This window comes from Lysinibacillus sp. NPDC098008 (genome assembly GCF_044760715.1).
Classification (GTDB): Bacteria; Bacillota; Bacilli; order Bacillales_A; family Planococcaceae; genus Lysinibacillus.
The window spans coordinates 1-20,481 of sequence record NZ_JBIWBA010000031.1; the positions used below are offsets into that span (position 1 = coordinate 1).

At 36.7% G+C, this 20,481-nt stretch carries 19 protein-coding genes; 8 read left to right on the top strand and 11 right to left on the bottom strand.

Annotated elements, in window-relative coordinates:
• The first annotated feature begins 233 nt into the window (after window positions 1-233).
• From ACIQVU_RS18380 to ACIQVU_RS18395, 4 genes are all read left to right on the top strand, one after another.
• Window positions 234-1,568, top strand: a complete 1,335-nt coding sequence (locus ACIQVU_RS18380; RefSeq protein ID WP_340806474.1) for a hemolysin family protein — start codon at window positions 234-236, stop codon at window positions 1,566-1,568.
• A gap of 272 nt (window positions 1,569-1,840) precedes the next feature.
• A complete protein-coding gene (locus ACIQVU_RS18385) occupies window positions 1,841-2,245 on the top strand; it encodes a hypothetical protein (RefSeq protein WP_340806475.1) in 405 nt (134 codons plus the stop codon).
• Between the two features lie 133 nt (window positions 2,246-2,378).
• Window positions 2,379-2,828, top strand: coding sequence for a helix-turn-helix transcriptional regulator (locus ACIQVU_RS18390; protein ID WP_340806477.1), 450 nt, complete (start codon window positions 2,379-2,381; stop codon window positions 2,826-2,828).
• 202 nt (window positions 2,829-3,030) lie between these two features.
• Window positions 3,031-3,765, top strand: coding sequence for a metallophosphoesterase (locus ACIQVU_RS18395; RefSeq protein WP_340806478.1), 735 nt, complete (start codon window positions 3,031-3,033; stop codon window positions 3,763-3,765).
• Between the two features lie 19 nt (window positions 3,766-3,784).
• On the opposite strand, the gene cyoE is transcribed toward ACIQVU_RS18395, so the two are convergent.
• The 5 genes from cyoE to ACIQVU_RS18420 all read right to left on the bottom strand — a co-directional run bounded on the left by cyoE (window position 3,785) and on the right by ACIQVU_RS18420 (window position 7,782).
• Window positions 3,785-4,735 (bottom strand): heme o synthase, encoded by a 951-nt coding sequence (gene cyoE, locus ACIQVU_RS18400; RefSeq protein WP_340806479.1) that lies wholly within the window; start codon window positions 4,733-4,735, stop codon window positions 3,785-3,787.
• Between the two features lie 282 nt (window positions 4,736-5,017).
• Window positions 5,018-5,671 carry an alpha/beta hydrolase gene (locus tag ACIQVU_RS18405; RefSeq protein ID WP_340806480.1) on the bottom strand — a complete coding sequence of 218 codons (654 nt, stop codon included), beginning with the start codon at window positions 5,669-5,671 and terminating at the stop codon, window positions 5,018-5,020.
• Window positions 5,672-5,700: 29 nt separating this feature from the next.
• Window positions 5,701-6,258, bottom strand: coding sequence for a hypothetical protein (locus ACIQVU_RS18410; protein WP_340806481.1), 558 nt, complete (start codon window positions 6,256-6,258; stop codon window positions 5,701-5,703).
• Window positions 6,259-6,500: 242 nt separating this feature from the next.
• Window positions 6,501-7,202 carry a tetratricopeptide repeat protein gene (locus ACIQVU_RS18415; protein ID WP_340806482.1) on the bottom strand — a complete coding sequence of 234 codons (702 nt, stop codon included), beginning with the start codon at window positions 7,200-7,202 and terminating at the stop codon, window positions 6,501-6,503.
• Window positions 7,203-7,302: 100 nt separating this feature from the next.
• Window positions 7,303-7,782, bottom strand: coding sequence for a thioredoxin family protein (locus tag ACIQVU_RS18420; RefSeq protein ID WP_340806484.1), 480 nt, complete (start codon window positions 7,780-7,782; stop codon window positions 7,303-7,305).
• A gap of 195 nt (window positions 7,783-7,977) precedes the next feature.
• Here ACIQVU_RS18420 and ACIQVU_RS18425 point away from each other — a divergent pair, with 195 nt between their 5' ends.
• Together ACIQVU_RS18425 and ACIQVU_RS18430 are read left to right on the top strand one after the other, a co-directional pair.
• The gene (locus tag ACIQVU_RS18425) at window positions 7,978-10,272 is read left to right on the top strand and encodes a YhgE/Pip family protein (RefSeq protein ID WP_402896663.1); all 2,295 of its coding nucleotides are present in this window, start codon (window positions 7,978-7,980) and stop codon (window positions 10,270-10,272) included.
• A 92-nt stretch (window positions 10,273-10,364) separates the two neighbouring features.
• On the top strand, window positions 10,365-10,853 hold the full coding sequence (locus ACIQVU_RS18430) for a PCYCGC motif-containing (lipo)protein (RefSeq protein WP_402896678.1): 489 nt from the start codon (window positions 10,365-10,367) through the stop codon (window positions 10,851-10,853).
• Window positions 10,854-10,897: 44 nt separating this feature from the next.
• Here ACIQVU_RS18430 and ACIQVU_RS18435 read toward each other — a convergent pair whose 3' ends face one another.
• The 5 genes from ACIQVU_RS18435 to ACIQVU_RS18455 are packed head-to-tail and all read right to left on the bottom strand — an operon-like array spanning window position 10,898 to window position 17,493.
• The gene (locus ACIQVU_RS18435; RefSeq protein ID WP_340806488.1) at window positions 10,898-12,937 is read right to left on the bottom strand and encodes a cellulose biosynthesis cyclic di-GMP-binding regulatory protein BcsB; all 2,040 of its coding nucleotides are present in this window, start codon (window positions 12,935-12,937) and stop codon (window positions 10,898-10,900) included.
• Window positions 12,934-14,208, bottom strand: a complete 1,275-nt coding sequence (locus ACIQVU_RS18440) for a glycosyltransferase family 2 protein (protein ID WP_402896666.1) — start codon at window positions 14,206-14,208, stop codon at window positions 12,934-12,936. The genes ACIQVU_RS18435 and ACIQVU_RS18440 overlap by 4 nt, the downstream gene beginning before the upstream one ends.
• Entirely contained in the window at window positions 14,201-15,634 is a 1,434-nt protein-coding gene (locus ACIQVU_RS18445; RefSeq protein WP_402896668.1) for a DUF2334 domain-containing protein, read from the bottom strand. The genes ACIQVU_RS18440 and ACIQVU_RS18445 overlap by 8 nt, the downstream gene beginning before the upstream one ends.
• Complete coding sequence (locus ACIQVU_RS18450) at window positions 15,624-16,481, bottom strand: diguanylate cyclase domain-containing protein (protein ID WP_340806492.1); 858 nt, start codon at window positions 16,479-16,481, stop codon at window positions 15,624-15,626. The genes ACIQVU_RS18445 and ACIQVU_RS18450 overlap by 11 nt, the downstream gene beginning before the upstream one ends.
• On the bottom strand, window positions 16,456-17,493 hold the full coding sequence (locus ACIQVU_RS18455; RefSeq protein WP_402896680.1) for a hypothetical protein: 1,038 nt from the start codon (window positions 17,491-17,493) through the stop codon (window positions 16,456-16,458). The genes ACIQVU_RS18450 and ACIQVU_RS18455 overlap by 26 nt, the downstream gene beginning before the upstream one ends.
• 915 nt (window positions 17,494-18,408) lie before the next feature.
• On the opposite strand from ACIQVU_RS18455, the gene ACIQVU_RS18460 reads away from it, so the two are divergent.
• Together ACIQVU_RS18460 and ACIQVU_RS18465 are read left to right on the top strand one after the other, a co-directional pair.
• Window positions 18,409-18,966 carry a hypothetical protein gene (locus tag ACIQVU_RS18460; RefSeq protein WP_340806495.1) on the top strand — a complete coding sequence of 186 codons (558 nt, stop codon included), beginning with the start codon at window positions 18,409-18,411 and terminating at the stop codon, window positions 18,964-18,966.
• 382 nt (window positions 18,967-19,348) lie between these two features.
• The gene (locus tag ACIQVU_RS18465; protein WP_340806496.1) at window positions 19,349-19,612 is read left to right on the top strand and encodes a hypothetical protein; all 264 of its coding nucleotides are present in this window, start codon (window positions 19,349-19,351) and stop codon (window positions 19,610-19,612) included.
• 173 nt (window positions 19,613-19,785) lie between these two features.
• On the opposite strand, the gene ACIQVU_RS18470 is transcribed toward ACIQVU_RS18465, so the two are convergent.
• A complete protein-coding gene (locus ACIQVU_RS18470; RefSeq protein ID WP_340806497.1) occupies window positions 19,786-20,322 on the bottom strand; it encodes a hydrolase in 537 nt (178 codons plus the stop codon).
• Between the last annotated feature and the right edge of the window lie 159 nt (window positions 20,323-20,481).

Genomic DNA, 20,481 nt, shown 5'->3' on the forward strand with positions numbered 1-20,481 from the left:
CATCATTTTTCTCCGTTTCATATCTATTAAGAATAGTATACAGGAAAACGAAGAAAAAGAGTGTAAGTCTAAAAGTTAATCACCTTATATATAGAACAAATGAACAAGCAAGACGATCAAAAAATTGAAACCATTAAGAAAAATGTTTCACCCTCAAGTATTGCATTAATGCAGTCCTTGCTTTTACTTATTCATCAATAGGAGGTGACGTTCTGTTTTTACAGAACGACTATTTGGAGACCATTATTAACTTATCAATTTTTATTATCTTATTAGCATTAACAGGCTTTTTCGTAGCCACAGAATTTGCCATTGTAAAGGTGCGTTCCTCAAGGCTTGATCAGCTTGTTGTAGAGGGCAATAAAAAAGCAATTGCCGCTAAGCATGTTGTCGATCATTTAGACGAATATTTATCTGCCTGCCAATTAGGAATTACGGTAACAGCGCTTGGTATCGGGATGGTTGGTGAAAAAACGTTTGAGTTTATGCTTCATCCGTTATTTGAGATGATTGGTATTTCGGATAAGTATATGACAATCTTTACAATTGGTTCAGCCTTTGCTATTGCAACATTTTTACATGTAGTTGTTGGTGAATTGGCACCTAAAACTGCTGCTATTCAAAAGGCTGAAACGATTACACTGCTTTTTGCCAAACCAATACTATTTTTCTATAAAATAATGTATCCATTTATTTGGTTCTTGAACGGCTCTGCCCGAGTGCTGGTAGGTCTATTCGGTATGAAGCCTGCAAGTGAGCATGAGCTTTCACATACAGAGGAAGAATTGCGACTACTATTATCTGAAAGCTTTAAAAGCGGTGAAATCAATAAATCCGAGCTAAAATATGTCAATAATGTCTTTGACTTTGATGAACGTATTGCCCGTGAAATTATGGTTCCACGTACAGAAATTATCGGGATTGAACGAAATGAGTCCTTTACCAATATTATTCAGTGCATTGCCACAGAGCAATATACGCGCTACCCTATTTATGATGGGGATCGCGATAATATTTTAGGCTTTATTAATGCAAAGGAATTATTTACACATGGCTTACTTGAACAATTAACAGATGAAACATTAGTGTTAGAAAAATTTATCAATCCCGTTATTCGCGTTATTGAAACAATTCCTATTAAAGAATTACTTTTACGTATGCAAAAAGAGCGTATTCATATGGCTATTTTAATGGATGAGTATGGCGGTACATCTGGTCTTGTGACAGTTGAGGATATTTTAGAAGAAATCGTTGGTGAAATTCGAGATGAGTTTGATGATGATGAAATTGCAGATATTCGCAAAATCACAGATCATCATTATATATTAAATGCCAAAATGCTTGTAGAAGATGTGGAAAGGCTCTTAAATATTACATTGGATGCAGAGGAAGTAGAAACATTAGGCGGCTGGTTCTTAACGGTCAATAATGGTATTAAAACATCGAAAAATATTGAACTTGACACATACGTGTTTAGTATTTATGAGCAGCAAGGACATCAAATTCATTATATCGAGGTACGACCTTTACGCAAAAGTGCTCCAGCCATTACTGAAGTGCAAACATAATCATATTTTCAGTGCCTAATAGTAGAACTCCACTATTCCATTATTAGCCATTTCAGGATATAATAAATAAAGAGTTTCAGGCGTGTTGATTGTAGTGGAGAGGCGACTCTGGCAGGAATAGCTGAAAACCCATAAGGTTGTCTGAGATTCAGACGCCTCCTTCGTTGAAGCCGTAGCCAAAAATCAACAAATTCGTAGGTCTTCTCTGCAAAATAAAGACTAATCAACACGCCTGAAAGAAAATATGATTATAGTTTCAGGGGGCCATATCAATGACATTGTTTAAACTGTACCATTCAGACGGCATTCATATTATTACTGATGTAAAAAAGCATAAAACAAATATTGAACTCAAAACAATTACAGGGGAAGTACTATATATTATCGTGGTAACTGACGAAAACTACACAGTATATGATGACCGCTTTGCAGGTGCTTCTAAACAATTAAATTCCGTCGAAGCTTTTGATATTGATGGAAGTTTTCGCAGCTTAGACTTTGATAATATGCGTGCTTTATTTAAGGAAGCCTTTACAAAGCTTTTACAAGAAATTGCTACATGTGTTCAAAATAAAGAGGAGCTTGTAGATATTGATACACTTCGTCATAAAGTGAGCGCGCAAATTACAGGCATCCATTTCCGTGTTATCTCAGATACAAATAAATATGAAATTTAACACTTAGCAGACTGCTCTCCTTGAAGACAGTCTGTTTTTTAGTATAATAGCTCCCCCCTATTGAAATGAAAAACACGTATCTTTACTTTCATGTATAATAGAATATAATAATCTGAAAATAAGGGGTGTTAGGATGAATCGTGAACAATTGATCACACTCGTTTCAGAAAAACTGAAATTAATCCGTACAGAGAAAGCTTTTACACAGGATCAAATGAGTGATTTGCTAGGATTATCCAAAAAAACACTTGTTCAAATTGAAAAAGGTCGTATTTTGACTGGCTGGACAACTGCTGTGGCTGTTTGCACGTTATGTCGAGATAGCACCATTTTACAACATGAGCTTGGTGGTGACCCATTAGAAGTTATCGATTTAATCGCCAATCATGGAACATTACAGCCAAAGGAAAAAACAATGGGTGGATACATATGGTGGAAAAATATTAGTGAATATAAAGGCTTTCGACTTCAACAAAATATGATTAGTCATCATTATCGTATTTTGGATGAGCAGCATTTTCGTCTTCTGTCAACATTTGATGAACAAGTAGCCATGCAGGCGTGGGAAAAGCTAAAGCATTAATTGCCATTTTACACTGTACAAGACAAAGTCATCGTGAGTGATGAGTGGCTGTCATATACTAAAATAAAAAATAGTGATAAGAGAAGTATTTCTTGCAATATTCTATGGAGGAAAAAGCACCGGAAGCTAGAAAAGTCGAAATTTGTAGAATTTTCCTCTATACTAATTGTAACCGCTCTGCAATTGGAAAGGATGCTTGTTCATGAATCGAATATTAGCAATTAGTGATATACATGGAGAATTAGCGCTGTTTGAAGAATTACTCCTAAAAGCAAACTATCATCCAATGAAAGACCAACTTTTTTTACTCGGTGATTATATTGATAGAGGTCCTGCTTCTAGCGGTGTGTTAAATTTAGTTGGCGAATTACAGGCACAGGGCGCACGTGTGTTGCTTGGGAATCATGAAGCAATTATGCTCCATGCCTGCCGCTCAGGGCATCCGAAGCCTTGGAACCATTGGGTTGGGCTTTGTGGTGGAGAGGCAACACTTGCCAGCTATGGCTACCAGTTGGCTGATTTTGAGGAGGCTATTCAAAGCCAAACATTGCCTGACTTTATTCAAACATTACCAAAGCTTGAAGCGCATTTAAAGTTAATCGAAACCTTTGACACCTATATCGAATTAGAGGATGCTATTTTTGTACATGGCGGGGTTGTACCCGGTGTGGCACTAGCGGAAACAGACCCTATGCAATTTCTATGGATTCGTGAGGAATTTCATGCAGGCTACGAGGGGGACAAAACGGTTATTTTTGGACATACCCCCACATATCGACTGCATCACGATCCAACAGATTATAGTGTCTACTTTGGGGAAAATAATATTATTGGCATTGATGGCGGTGCTGTGTTTGGTGGTCAGTTACATGCCTTTGAATGGCCTAGCCGTAAAACCCTTTCCGTGCAAAATCAAAAACCAACAAGCGCCGAATAGCTTGTTGGTTTTTATCATATTAATATAGTTGAAAAATAACTCCTACTAATGAGTACACAATGACAGTTGCAAATAATACCGTCATATGAAACAGGGAAAAGACAAACATTTTTGTTGCCCATTTCTCTTGATTTGTATGACGATGATAGCCATAAATACTCATAATAAGCCATGCAATGCTTAAAAGCAATGCTACAAGCATAATGCCTATACTTAATGAGCCAAATAAAAAGCTTGATAAAATCAGTAAAATTAAATAGAAGTTTGTTTGATAGTAGGTACGACGCATACCTTTCACAACAGGAAGCATTGGCACATTAGCCGCCTCATAATCCGCATGCTTGCGAATCGCAATCGCATAAAAATGAGGCATTTGCCATATAACCATCACTAAAAATAAACCAAGAATCGCAGGATGTGTAATATCTGTTGATACCGCAGACCAGCCGATTAATGGTGGCACTGCTCCACTAATACTCCCTATTTCTGTATTATAAATCGTCCGACGCTTTGTCCACATTGTATAAGGAACAACGTATAAAAAGACACCTAATAAACCAAATGCAGCCGCTAATGGTGAAGCAAGTGCCAACACTGCTACCCCCACAATTAACATCGCAATCGCTAATGCTAACGTCGATTTAGCTGACATTTCACCTGTTACAGTGGGTCGACTTTGCGTTCGAGGCATAATGGCATCTATATCACGATCATAGACATTATTAAAAGCGCCAGCTGCCCCAATAACAAGAGCAGAGCCAATTGTTGAAAAAATAATTTCAGGTATATTATCTACAAATGTCATTTTATTTTTGTACATGCCTAGTGTTAAGCCTGCCCACATTGGTATTAAATTAGATTTAATAATGCCTGTTTTAACTGTTTGCGCTAAAATTGTAGAGCGTGATGACTTCTCTTGTATTTGTTCGGAGGATTGCAGGTTATGCTCCGTTTTTAGATTTTGTTCCATTCATCTTAATTCCTTTTCTCCATAATTTCTATACATTTTCATCGATAGAAAGCGACAAAATTTGCATCTAGCACATTAAATAATGATTTTACCCCTCTTCACTTCTTGCTGTTTCTATGTTTCATAAACTTTAACAAAGTACGTTCATTCACAACATCTTCTATGATACCACCGACTGACATGAATTTGAACCTTCTTGTCTTGATTCTTGTTATTACTATTTAAGAAAAGTAATGATTTGTACAAAAAAACCAAGACAATTCTTTTGCCTTGGTTTTAGAGCTATTGTAAATCTTGTTGGAGCTGCTGTGCTAAAAATGCCACAAGGTCACGTAAATTATCAGGTGTAACACCATGTCCATCTGGATATTGTTTAAAGGTAACTGTTGCACCAAATTGCTCAAAGATCTCTTTGCTTTCTATACCTAATTGTGAAGGAATAATATAATCATAATCTCCATGAGAAATAAAAGCCTGTAGATGCTCAATTGAACGAATGGCATATTCTTCCGTGACAAACTTTGGTGTATAGCCACTTAATGCCACAATGCCTGTTACTAAATTCCCCATCACAAATGCCAATGATTGCGCTAAAACAGCTCCTTGATTAAAGCCTAGGACAAATACTTGATGTGGGTCAATTTGATATTCGTCAATTGCCTCTAAGATAAAGCGTTGCAGTGCCACTAATACCTTATCGAAAACTGCACGGTCTGGTTGATCCATCTCCTGAATCGTGAAAAAGGCATAGCCAGGCTTTTGTGTAATAGGGCCTCGTAGGCTAAATATATGACATTGCTCGCGAAAATCCTGCACTAATTGCGGTAAATCCTCCTCATTGCTGCCCATGCCGTGCAATAAAAAAAGAGCAGGATATTTTTTCGTAGCGTCCATTTGTGTAGGCTGTGTATGTTTAAACGTAAACGGTGTATTCATGCAATCAAAGTCCTTTCACATTCCTTAAATTAGTGTAATTTTGTTCTATTAATAAGTCCGTCTGTATGATAAGCAATATAGCCATTCACAATACGAATCGTTTCTTCTGGGTCCGCCTCAAATAGTAGCTTGGATTGCTTAGGCGTTGAAACAAGCACCGTTAATAAATCCATCCGCATCGAGTGTCCAGCAGAGCTATATGCATAATCATAAATAATGGCTTCCTCTGTTATCTCTGCTGTTTGATATTGCTGATGGAATAATTCCTTCGCTGTTTCCATTTGCGTTGCCACCTGCTGGCGAATACGCATTTGATGCATTAATAGCTCTTCTTCCAGCGCTGCTGGCGTTAACCATTGCTTCGTTTGCAGCATTTTTAGAAATAGTTGCTCCCAAGCTTGCTCATTTTCAGTAAAATACAGCATATTGACCATCAGCATATCCCAAAAATCTTGCTGTGTTGTCGCTGATGCTCGTTGCATAGCAATTGTTTCATTAAAATGCGCTTCCACTTTTGTAATATTCATATTGCGTACTAAATGATTACATACATTTTCAATAAATGCATTTGCCGCTTCTTGTGTCATCCAAAATCCGTCCTTTATATCTCTAAATCATTTCCTTCTTATCATACCATGATTGTGAAAGATGGCAATCAACCCACCTCCTCTATCAATTACGCCCCAGCGTAATGGCGTGTTGATTTTAGCTGATGTTTTGAAGGGGTCTTACAGTCTATATCTATCGCTTTGCTTTTTAGTACACAAAAATTGTTAATACGGGATAAAAAAGATACCATCCCAATGCAAATGGAGGCATCCTGCTTTAATTATGAAAAAACATAACTGTCCATATTATCAATTGTATTTTGGATAGCCGCTTGCAATGATTGCTGGTGCTCACCACAACAAGCCAGCGCATCCTCTAATGCTAGTGCGGCATTTGCCATAAACGGGGCTAGCTGCAAATCCTTTGCTAATTGAATTAATACTAATGCTCTGTTCCATTTCCAGCGCGGGTTTGTCGGGTCAAGGTCAATCGCCTGCTCTAAATAGCCAAGCGCATCAAAAGGCATCCAGCCAAAGCGATGCATTGTTTGCCCTGTAATGCCCCAATAGACAGCCTTATTCGGGTTTTCCTTTACAGCGTGTTGAAAGCAGTGAACACTCTCATTGTAATGATGGGCAAATAAAAAGAGCTGTCCTTGTGTAAAAAAGGATTGTGCCTTCTCTTGCGATGTGCCCGTTTTTGCAACTTCCTCTAGCTGCCAAATACGTTTTGTAAATGCCCCTTCATCCTTAATCGCCCGAATTTCTGCTACAGCGTCAAACTCAGGATATGTTTCATCAGCACGCTCAGCAGACTGTGCTTCTAGAGTAGATATTGGCTTTGGATAATGCGCCAGTTCATATTCTTCCAATAATGCGATATATTTTTGCGCGCGTTCCTGTTCGGCTTCATTTGTAATCGCCTTTGCTAATTTATAGCATTTCATCACTTCACCATTATAAAAATAATCATCCATTGACATTTACAATTCCTCCATTGTACAACTTTTCAGTATTTTAAGTATACACTACAAAATGAAAAGGGACTGTATCAAAATAACTTTTGACACCGTCCCCTATCTTCTATTTCTTTAATACAACCGTTTCTAAAAATGTTCGTAAATCATCTTCTTTAAGAGCGCCTACAAAGCGATTCACTTCTTTCCCATCTTCAAAACGAATAAATGTTGGTGTTGCTTTAATGTTATACGTATCCCATAAGTCCTCGTATTCATAAACATTTAATTGGGCAATATTAACACCCATTTCATCTGCAATTGGCATTAACACAGGTGTAAACGCTTGGCAGTGAACACAAATTGGGCTATAAAAATAAGCATTGACAGGTTCACCTGCTTCAATTTTTGCTTCAAGTTCATCTGGCAGCATAATATTTTGGTAGTTTTCATCATCCAGTTGATCGATGGTTTCTTGTTTTAGCTTTTTATCGCCATAAGGATTGTTTGCGCTTTCTAATTTACTTTTGTTTGAAACATTTGTTAGCACAATAATTGCTGCAAATAATACAACAATCACTGAACCAATAATTAATAATTTCTTCACTAGAGTAGTGACCTCCTTTTTTACACTAAAAGCCCTAGTTTTAGTGTATTCGCGATTGATTATAAATTGTTTTGAAAACCTAGTAAACTAATTTGTCCTTTTTCCGGGATATTTCACATTTACAACATAATTTTATTTATAATTGGGAACATACATAGTAAAAGGTATTATAAAAATTCAGCATGGAGTGGTCAGATGAAAAACTTTTTACAACATATTTCTCAAATTTATCTAAGAGACCTTCGTAATATTTTTACGAACTGGGTAATTGCCGTTATTATAGGTGGACTTATTTTTCTTCCTTCACTTTATGCATGGCTCAATATTTATGCCTCCATGGACCCATACGCGCACACAGCCAATATGAAAATCGCAATTGTCAATGAAGATACAGGAACAACAGTTAGAGATACCGCGATCAATGTTGGCGATGAGGTTATAAAGCAGCTAAGCACGAATAAAAGCTTTACATGGGAATTAGAAACGGAAAAAAAGGGTACTGAGCATGTCAAAAATGGAGATTATTTTGCGATGATTGTTATTCCAAAAGATTTTTCGCAAAAGCTTACCTCCATTTTAACAGACCAGCCGACACAGGCACATATCGATTATTATGTGAATGAAAAAAAGAATCCTATTGCCCCTAAAATTACAAGTAAGGGGGCAAGCGTTCTGACGCAGCAAGTTTCCAATGAATTTGTGTCAACTGTCAATGGCACATTATTCTCTATCTTTAATACAATTGGTGTTGAGATTGAGCATGAAATTCCTGATTTTCGAAAGTTTGAAAACTATGTCTTTGCAATTGAACAGCATTTACCTGACATTCAATCCTTTTTAACGCAAGCTGCTAATCAAGGTAACGATGCAGCACAATTGTTAAACAAAGCGCTTACGCAAGTACCTCAAGTGGAGCAGTTAACAAAGGATGGTCTTACAACGATCCAGCAAGGGTTACAGCTCATTAATGAAGCAGATGCCTTATTTAATGAGCTATCTCCGAGCATTAAAAAGGATGTCCAAGCTGTTCAAACAATTGCTGAGCATTTTACAGAAATCATTACTAAACTAAATGCCATTGATTTCGATACATCTTCTTTCGCTCAAACAAAGGAAGCCCTTCAAAATCAATTGGTACAGTCAAAAGAAAATATAGCAACTAGTATTCAAACGCTTGAAGCATTGCAGCAATTAACACAAGCAGATGCTGCAACTCGTAAGCAGCTAGTAGATGTCTTGGACCAGATGATCAATACCCTACAGCAAAGCGAAGAAGCTCAGGATCAACAAATGCTGGCACAGCTTATCACGATTCGTGAAGCTTTACAAAATGGTCCAAGCTTTGCTGATAACACTGCCAATGCATTAGCTGCATTAAAGCAGCTTCAAACCGTGCATAGTGATCTTCTTGCAAAAATGGATGCCTTACAGCCTATAGACCAAGAAGCAATTAAGCAGCAAATAGCAGCCATTCAAACAATCGCTCAAAATGCAACAGCTCGTTTACAGGAGTTTTTGACTTATTATAATGATCGCTTGGAGCCGCAAATTCGTTCAACATTATCAAGTGCTAAAAAAACATTAACAAATGCCTCGGCAATGCTAACAGATGTACAGCAATTTATTCCACAGGCAACTACTAAATTAACAGAAACACAAGGTACATTAGCAACAGCAAATAGTGCTATTCAAAAAATCCAAACAGAGTTTCCAGCATTAAGCTCAAAAATTAAAGAGCTAGCAGATAAACTTCGTACATTAGAGGATGAAGCTGATATTTCTGAGATTGTGCAATTATTAAAAAATGATGTCAACGCTGAACGAGATTTCTTTGAGGAGCCCATTCAACTAAACGAGCATCGCCTCTTCCCTATTGCCAATTACGGTACAGCCATGACACCGTTTTATACAGTGCTTTCGATTTGGGTTGGATGCTTATTATTAATTTCGTTATTATCGGTTAATCTTCATAGTGGTACACCATACAGTATTCGTGAAGTTTATTTTGGTCGATTATTAACATTTGCAACGTTTTCATTTATTCAAACACTTATTATTACAATTGGAGATATCTTCTTACTAGATAGCGCCATTCAGGAACCTGTTTACTTTGTATTATTTGGTCTGTTGATTAGCCTTGTATTTATTACAGTTGTTTATACACTTGTATCTGTCTTTGGCAATGTAGGAAAAGCTTTAGCAATCATTATGCTTGTCTTACAAATTGCTGGCTCTGGTGGCACATACCCTGTTGAATTGCTACCAAGGTTCTTCCAAATTCTTAACCCTTACTTACCATTTACGTATGCGATTGAAATGATGCGTGAGGCTGTTGGTGGTATTATTTGGTCAACTGTATGGATGGATATGCTCTTCTTAGCTTGCTGCTGGCTAGCCTTTATTTTATTTGGTTCTTTCTTAAAAAAATTGCTGAGCGAGAAAATGGAACATTTTATGAACAAAACACGTGGATCAGATATCTTTCATTGATTTGCAACAATACTACCTGTCCATTGTTCGAATAGCAATGATATAATAATCGTATTGTGAAACGGTAGGAGGCGCTATTGTTGAAGAAATTAATGTCCCTTTTTGCTATTTTTATGTTAGTGCTTTTAAGTGCATGTGGAGAGGATAAGCAAGGTGTAGATGACCATCAAAATAATGATTCACATGAAGGTCATAGTCATGCTTCTGGTGATATACAGGAAGAAACGGCTTCGGCTAATGTCCTCCCTTCTTTTTTAGATGATAAACAAGAAAATATTCGTATGGTCTATCAAATCGCAGGGCAATCAACAGAAGTTTTAGAATGGATGCCATGTTATTGTGGCTGTGGTGAATCTGCAGGGCATAGAAATAATTTAAACTGCTTTATTCAAGAAAAACGTGAGGACGGCTCAATTGTCTGGGATGATCATGGCACACGCTGTTTAGTGTGCTTAGAAATTGCTGTCCAATCTGCTAAAATGCATCAAGATGGGATGAGCCTAAAAGAAATTCGTCAAGTCATTGATGATACGTACAAGGAAGGCTATGCTAAGCCTACTCCAACAGATATGCCTGCATAATAGAATAAAAGCAAAGTCGCATAGTGCGGCTTTGCTTTTATTCATTATTCCTTCAATTGATTTTTCTTTCTTTTGCGTAAAATCATATATAAAATAACAGCGATAACAATAATAAGCCCGACAAACTCTGCAATTAATAGCAAGGAAATTTCAATACCTTGTGCTGCCTCTGTCTTAGGTTCATTTACTTGCTCAGCAACTGCCACAACAAATTGCCCTTCTTTTGTTTCAATTGCAGCAGCAGCTTTCGTATCTGTTTCCTTTAAATGAGCATAGAAATCATTATCAGCAGATGTAGCATTGGATGCATGTATCCATAATAAAGGTTGCTTTGTTTGCCAAAAGCTTTTAGTAATATAAGCATACTTCGCCATAGCTTCAGGTAAAAAGCCTTGCTGTATCAACTGTTGTGCTGTATAAGGAATAGCCTCCGCATTTTTAGCAAGCCATGCTAGCTCATCCATATTGCCAATAAAAATTACCGCATGTTTTTGTAAATCAGCCTCTGTCACATCTTTATCTTTGATAAGCGTAATTTGTGCTACTTTACCATTTATCATCAATGCTTTATATAGCGCACCCATTTCCATATCATTTATCGGTTCGTTATCAGGCACGACCATTAACACATTGTCATGAAAGGCATTTGGAAAATCACGTAATGTAAAGGATAGCTCCTCCGCATCTTTAGTCATGGATAGTGAACTATCGCTATCAATATATAGCCAATAACGCTCATTCGTTGTTTCACATGGCTCCTCTAACTGAAAGCCTGTTACCTCAAATTGCATATCTGTGATTGACTGTTTATTTAACACATTTGTTTGAATCGGTATAGCTACCTCATATATATCCATTGCTGTTTGTTCCAGCTTTCGTAAATCCACTGCATGTGGAACATTATTAATATAAACAATCAATTCTAATTTGCGGTCATCGTCCTCCTTACTGCTCGGCATCGTTGCTGACTTTTTCAATAATAAGTGCATCACCGCTTCTTGATTTGCCTCTAGCTGTGGCAAAGATACATAATAATGCGGTGTGATCGTTGTTTGACTTGATAACGTTTGGTCCTCAAAGCCAAATTGTTTAAATGGTATTGTTGTTGCTGATGGGCTTTCAACTTTTGGCAAATCTTTAATGGTTAATGTTTGACCTACTAATTGCTCAAAAAGCTTTGCTTCTGTTAAAAATAATAATCGCTCTGAAATAGCTTCTGCATTTGTAGCTGTTATAATAAAAAGTGGTACTTGTTGCTGTTCATTTGTATTTTGCAATTTATGCATTGCAAGTGTCATTGTTCCCTTAGCTGTATCAACATCAGCTAATATATTTTGCCATAACGCTGAGCGAAATTCATGTTTTGCACCAACTACAATAACAGGGCCTGTTACCTTCTGAACAGCATCTTCACGCTGAATATGCACATCTGTTTGACCATGCTCTGATAAATAAGCAGCTAGCTGATAGCCGCTATTTAATGTCGCTGTGGAAGCTTCTTTTGGTAAGATAAGCGTTGTTGTATAGCCCTCATAGCCTAAAAATGCCGAAGGGTAACTACTTAATAACGCTGCTTGACCATCCTCAGCAAAAGCCGAAATAGAGGATAAAATATCAATACGCAACCAATTGCCAACATTGCCTGGAGGAACACAAATTCCCTCCTTTAAAATGCCATAAAAGCTCGCTGTAATTTTATGTGTCCCTTTGACTAAAGCTTCTGCTGGCAAATTTACAGTAACCGTTTGCTTTCGTAAATCTGCTGTCAACGGCACCGTTTTAAGTGCAACATCATCCACTTTTACTGTAAAGGATGAGGGGGCAATTAATAGCTCTGAATGTTGAATATGGAATGTTACCTGCTGGTTATGAACCTGCACATCTTCGCTAAGGCTGTAATAAAAATCTCTCGAAGAAGATGGTCCTTGTAATTCAATTGGTTGGGATAATAATGGTTTTTTCTGATATTGATTGCCTTTAATGACAATTGTTTGCTGATCCACCGTAATGGTAGCCGCAGTTGCATCATGTGTAAAACATAAAAAACCAATGACAACTAGAAGTAAATAAAATTTGGCTTTCATTTGTCTGCCCCTTTATCTGATTGCTTTGAAAATCGCTCTGTCTTATACCATTGCACTTCTTGTCCAGTCAACATGCGCTTTATTTCTAATAGCAATGACCAAACAACAAGCACAATCCACATTTGAGAGTACGTAAAATACATCAGTATAACGTAAAAGAAATTTTTTCGATTCATTTCTGTTTTTTCAATACTTAAGGTTATCATCACTTCACCTAGGAATAGTAAAAAGGCTAATACCCATAAAACAAGGGCAATATCACCAACAGTCAATCCAATATCATAAAATAAATTAATGATAAACAAAGCATTGGATAAAATAACGCCAAAGAAAAATAGGAAATACGTAAAGAAAAAGTAAAATAAATCAAAAATAATACTTTTTCTTTTTAATGTAAAAAATTGACTTAAAAATTTAAGGACGACATATTGGTTACCTCTTGCCCATCTTGTTCGTTGCTTCCACCATACTTTGAGTGTTTCAGGCTCCTGCTCCCATGTAATAGCCTTTGGAAAAAAGTGAATATGATATCCTAAATTATAAACACGAATGGTCAGCTCTGTATCTTCTGCTAAAGCTTTGACATCCCAGCCACCTAGCTGCTCTAAAATCGAACGACGAATGGCAAAGTTTGTCCCAGGAATTGTTGCTACCTTAAACCATTTCCAGCGACCACCTTGTGCCATCCACTGGAAACAAATTGTTTCGATATTAATAAAACGTGTCAGCCAGGTTTCTGCAGCATTAATAACGCGAAACTTCCCTACTGTGGCGGCTGCCTTTGGATCATTGATAAGTCCCATTACTAAATACCAGACTGCCATGCGCTCAGGGGTATTATCCGCATCATAAACTACGACAATTTCTCCTGCCGAATCAGCTAGGGCTGCATTTAATGCAGAGGACTTTCCTTTTCCTTTGTTTGGCTCTACAGTTTCCATCACACGAATAAATGGAAATTTCTCAGCATATTTAGAGGCGATTACCCCTGTGTCATCTGAGGAATTATCATTTATGACAATGACCTCTAGCTTATCTTTTGGATAATACAAACGCGACATAGCCCGTAATGTTTGTTCAATAACGAGCGCCTCATTATGTGCAGGAATAAAGACACTAACGGATGGCACATTACGCATCCTTTTAGACCATTGATCGATTGGCTTTTCAAATGAGCGAAAATGTAAATAACCGCCTTCCATTAAAAACATATGGTAAAGCAGCATGACCCAAATGAGGAAAAGTGAAATAAAAAATAATGTATTAGCCATTCGTTTTCCTCTCCTCAAATAACCTTTTACGCAAGGTAATACGTAAACGTAAAGTATTCATAAAAAATAATGCTACAAACAATGAAACAATTAAAACAAGCGCCCATAAAATGGATTCAAATGGCCTTTCATTCCATAAAATTTTTAAACGCTGAAAATTTGTCAATGAAAGATGAACCATTTGTTCGCCATTTTCATGCTGAACAATGGTAATATTCTCCGATTTTACTTGCTGCTTCGTTTGACGAAAATTAATGAGCTTAATCTGTGGATGGTTAGTTAAATAATCTGCAAGCTCCTGTACATAAGCTGCATCACTATAAGCAGGATATTGCATACCGATAACGGAACCGGGCGCTTTTAATAGCAAAGCAATTTGCTGTTTCACAGGATAGAAAGGATACATAGCTGAGTCCATCACCGTTCCTGCTGTTAGGGGATAAATAATATGATTGTCTAGCTGTGCGCTATACAATGACTGATTGCCTTGTTGAATGCTACTTGTAAAAAGCGCACTATTATCAGTACCCATTGTTGGATAGATGTTACGAAGCGCTAAATATTCAAGACTTTGCTCCATTGAAGTAGCAGCAGAAAGAATAAATGTATAGCCTTCTTTTTGTAATTGCTGTAAATAACGTAATAATGTTTTATTATCATGTAAGTAATTGACTTGTTCCTCCACTATAATCGGTGTTACTTCAAGAGCAACTGGTATATTGTGCTCTGCAAATGCATCTACAACCTTTTTTAGCTTTTGGACATTTGTTTTCATCGTAATATCACTTAACACAATAAACGCTTGATGTGCTTGTGGCTTCGGTAACTGTAATAGCTCACCTAGTAGCGCTGGCCAATTATATTGCAATGTGCCCTCATTAATAAAAGCCCCAATAAATGACCAATTCTGCTGCTGGATAATAAACGGATATGACTGATTGATAGCTGAAGCCATCTTGATAATTTTTGCATTGGCAGTCGGTTGCACGCTTTCCCACTGAACAGGTTTGTTCAAACTTTCCGCTCCAAGTGCTCGCAGCTCTACTACGGGACCTTCCTGCCATTGTGCAAAAGGTGCAAGCTGCAACGCATTGTCACCAATCATTAAAGCTGGTCCTTGAAATTGATTTAGTGCATCAAGTGCCTTTGCTGGTAGCACTGTTGAATACGTATTAATCACAACGATTCGCTCATAGCGCTGGAGGCTGTGCGGATAGATATCTTCTAAAGCAATCGTATCTACCGATGTATAAGCTTGTAGTATTTGTTGTACTGCTTGTACATCCTCATTAGGCTGCTTATTGCTTGTGACATAAATTAATGCAACGTCCTTTTGAGCATCTGCCGCGTATACCGTATGATCTATATGCCATGTATAAAAACAAAGCCAGCCCATTATCAGCCAAAGGCAATAGTTAGAGCGCATTTGTTTTCATCTCTCTTTCCAGCTCTGCCAGCAATACATCAAACGTTGCTTCCATCAATGGATAATAGGTAAAGAAGCTTGTTTTATAGCTTAATGTCACCCATTTACCATTAAGCAATTGATGATTTTTTAAAGCTTGATCTAATTTATTATAAATTATTTCCATATGTTGGTCTGTTGTATCAATAAGCAATAGCCCAATATAATTGTCACGAAAGCGAAATTTTTTATCAGTGGCTCTAACCGTCTGTTGAATTTTTTGCGAAAGCTGCTGCCATAAATGCTGAACTTCCTTTGCACCGTAAAGCTGCTGAAACTGATTATAGTTCTCAAGCATTAATACTATAAAAACAAATGTATGCTTATGTCGGTCAGACCTACGCATTTCTTCATTGACGCTTATACGCATACGTGATTCATTATCAAAGCCTGTTTCTACATCTATTGCGACATAGTTCCTTACATCTTCTTGCAGCTTCTTTAAATAGTGTTCCTGCTCCTTCATTAATTCATGTATCTTTCCCGCACAAAGAATTAACAGCAATAACATAATGCCATAGGCAAAAAACATCTGCATGGAAAAGGAAGCATTTAAAAATGTTACAGTACCCGATATACCTGTATACAGTAATGTTGAGCCTGTAATAAAAATAAAAATAAGGCTACTAATAAGTCCAAAAACAGTTCCTCTCCAAAGTGTAAGTAGTAAGAGCACCAGCAGAAAAGCATACAATAATAAACTTTCAGCATTTAGCCGCAATAAAAAATAAGAAGGTATTTGCAGCAATAAAATTAATAGCACCCCATAAAGAAAAATGGCTCTATTCCAGTTCATCGTTGTGCGCATTGTCTTCCTCCTTTTCCGCTAGCAGTGGCAGCAAATTATCAAAAACATGCGTTGATTGTGTCTGGTTATGGATATAACCTGTCTTTGGGTCACTTTTTAAGGCTGTCATTTTAGCAAGGAACTGCTGTGCCATTTGTTGTTCATTCAGCTCAAGCATATAGCGCGCTGCCATCGCATAAACGGCTGGTGATTCATAGCTCACGGCTGGCTTATTTGTTGTAGCATTATAGCGACCATATAGCTTATCGTCTTGTGTGAACAAATGCAGTAGCCAGTCTTTAAAAGCAGTCGTATCTTCGTTTATAGAGGCTAAGTGATAGGCTGTATACAATTGTTCAATCATATGCAATTCTTCATCAAATACATAGCTTTTGGAGGAAAGGTCATAATATTTTGGGAAAAATCCTGCCTCCGAAAATGGTGCATGTTGTAAAATAGCTATTTGCTGCTCCGCCTGCTGTTGTGATAATAGTCCATGCTTTTCCATTTGATAAAAAGCAGCGGGCATAATATAGCACAGCGTTAATGTATGTGCTTTATCATGTGTGTGAACATCCACAAAATCGACAAATAGCTGATCTGCCATACCAAATTGTTGTAAATTTTCGCCAATGTTCTTCCCTAGCCGTATATAAGAAGCATTATCCCATTTTTCACCTGCTTCCAATAACACACGAATAATGCGTAAATCATCAATCAATGCGTTTACAGACGCTTTTTTCGTTCCTTCTATACGCCATACAATAAAATTATCTGTTAAAAAGAAGGTTTTTATGACTTGAACCTGTTCCTCAAAACGAGTTTGGTCACCTTTTTCTAGCAGGTAAGCAAGCCATAATCCAGCTGATTCAGATAAATATATATCCTTTTGGCTTGTTAAATCTGTACGCAATAGCCCTTTATCTGTCATTAGCTTGTGAAGGACAAATTGCTCTGTAGGTGAAAGTGGCTCCTTTGGTAGCGCAGTTTCTTTTTTTGCACAGCTTATTAACATAAACAGCGCACATATCATCACAATAATTTTCTTCTTAATAAAATCACCCCAAGTACGCCAAAATATATCCTTATCTCCTACATTTTCATTATAATATACTATCCTATACAAACTATAAACATTTCTGTGAAAAAAGCCACATTGTATATAAACCAAGACAAAAAATGATATTAAATAGAGCATAAAGATATATCCATTATCATTGTTTTTTTATTTTATTTGATATTTATAAAAATTAAATGCTTTATCTCTTATATTTTTCTTAAATAACAATTACAAATTATTTCTTTTTGGCTACTTTATAAGCCGTAATTAGCACTAATTAAAAGAACTATTTTTAAGACTACAAGCAATATATGTAATAACAGTAAAAAAACATTCATTATTGAATAGGTATTGCTCCACGCTCTGGCAATATTTAATAGCTTCACAGGCTGTAAATGTCAATTGTGTACAAAAGGTCTTTTCAATCAAGAATATATTCATAAAGTCGTGCAGCGTGAGCACATTCATAATCCCATGTTCCCCCTGATAAAATCAAAGCAAGTAACGGCTTCTTCATAGCTTTTTAATTTTGGATATGTGCCAATCGCCTTCACCCATAAAAGATAAGAATTGCATTTAAAAGCTACTATTCGAAAATATTTGAGAGATAGAATTTAAAAGTTGTCTGCGTCATTTTGTGTAAAGGGTATGGAAGCAACATAATAAAAGCAGCTATTTTCATATTAAAGGCTTCCCCATACGTTAAAAATACTTAACGTTGTAACATGTAAAATAATGTTGACCGATAGATTATTGTACCTTAACATACAATATATAGAAAATATTTTTCTATAAATAGGAAGAGGTGTATTTTATAGAGCGCAAAAAATATTCTGAATATTATGGAAAATGATTTGTTTCACAATAAAATTATTAGGAGGAAATATTATGACAGTTGCAGTAAAAAATTTTAGCAGCATTATGGACCAAATAAGAGATGCCTATGTAGGAGAGTCTTCTAATGAATTTTCTTTGGCAGAACACATTGGACTTCGGGCTCCTTCAGTATCTGATACACCTGAAGAATTGCAAAAATTAACACAAGACTATCAGCAGAATGTAAATAATTTTTATGAACAAGAAGAATTAAGCTTAAAAGAGAATGTTAAACAATTAGAAAATAATGATGTAAATAAAACAGATTTTATTGAGAAGATGCGTAAGAGAAAAGAAGAAGCATTAAAAAAATCTGAAGACATGATTAATAAACTCTATGATTCATTAACAGATTTTGGTGAAGTGCATCCTGCATCACAAATAATAATCCTTACCCTTGCTGATAAGATTGGGGCTTTTATACAAGACATTATGAATAAAGTTGTAGATGTCTTTGTTGGTGTAGTAGACGCTGTAAAAAAGGCAATTAGTGTAGCTGTTGATTTTATTTCTTCTACTTTCAATTCAATTGTTGATTCAACGAAAAACTTCTTTTCTGAGTTATTTTAAATAATAATGAATAAATGACTGAAAGCAGGACTGTTTACGGACAGTCTTGTTTTCCCTATTTAATATCTACACCAGCATATTTTTTCAAAGACTATCATATTTATTAAGCCAACTATCAAAAGTACAAGGTATTCTTTGCTTGTCCTCTACAGATGATAAGTTTTTTACTCACCCTATTATTTAAACGCTCCACAGCTTTACTATATGCCCCTACAAATACAGCTGAAATGAAATGAAACGAATTATCTTACACCCGCTCAGCTTAGTACTGCTGGATTGTATCAAGCGGAAAATATAGCGTACTATAGCTTATTTTTAATCATCGCCTATACAGGGGTGCGAAAAGGAGAGGCGTTGGGGCTTCCATGGCGAAATATCGACTTTGCCAATCAAACAACTACTATTGAGCGCACTATCACAGAACTATCGAAAGGCTGTCAAAGTATTGTTGCTTTCACATGGTCGGACACTGCATAGTGACAGAGCGAAAGTTAATTCGTTTATTTTCCTTTCACCACATACAACAAAGCCCTTTGAACCTACTGGCTTAAATGCTACATTTAATCGCATGGTAGCAACGGCTGAACTGCCAGCTACTACTATTCATGGATTACAACATACACATGCGACACTTCTTATTGAATAATGGTATCTCTATTAAGACAAGCGCTGAACTACACCTGAAATAATTCCTACAGCATACGGACATGTACTAAAGGAAACAGTATCCGTATTTAGTGAAAGTTTAAACGCAATTGGGGCTAGCATCTAGCTAACCCCCTCTTAAACCGCTTCATATCAATGTTTTTGTACTACTCGTTATTTTACAAGCTGTAAAATTGTTTTAAATTGTGGATGGTCGGCACGTTGTAACAGTTCGTATAAAATCATTTCTGTGCTTGTTGGAGCAATACCGAGCGCCTGCATTTTAGCTAGCCCAATATCTTTATTCGCCTTAGTGCGAGAGGACACAGCATCCACCACAACCTCAACCTCAAAACCTTGCTCCTTCAGTTGTCTTGCTGTTTGATATACACAAATATGTGTTTCAATGCCTGTCACAATAAATTGTGAACGACCACTTTCTTTCATAGCCTTGACAAATGCTTCTTCTTGACACGCACTAAAAGCCATTTTCGCTATTGCCTGTCCCTGTAAATGTTGGGCAATCTCCAGTGCTGTGCCCCCTAATCGACTTGGATTTTGCTCCAGCCATAAAATCGGCACCTCCAATGCTTGCATTGCCTGTACTAGCCTTGCTACATTCCCAATTACCGTTTCACTATCATCTACAATTGTTGCGAGCTTTCCTTGCACATCTACAACAACTAAACACGCTTCTTCCACTGTAAACATTTGTTAAACACTCCTTTCTCTATTTATTATACAAAAAACTACTTCTCTATTGTTATGCGTTCACTACACATGCTATAAACACGAACATTACTAAACAATATAACTATAAATAGCTTTTAATAACGAAAGTTACAGAGAAATAAATATATTATTTTTAAT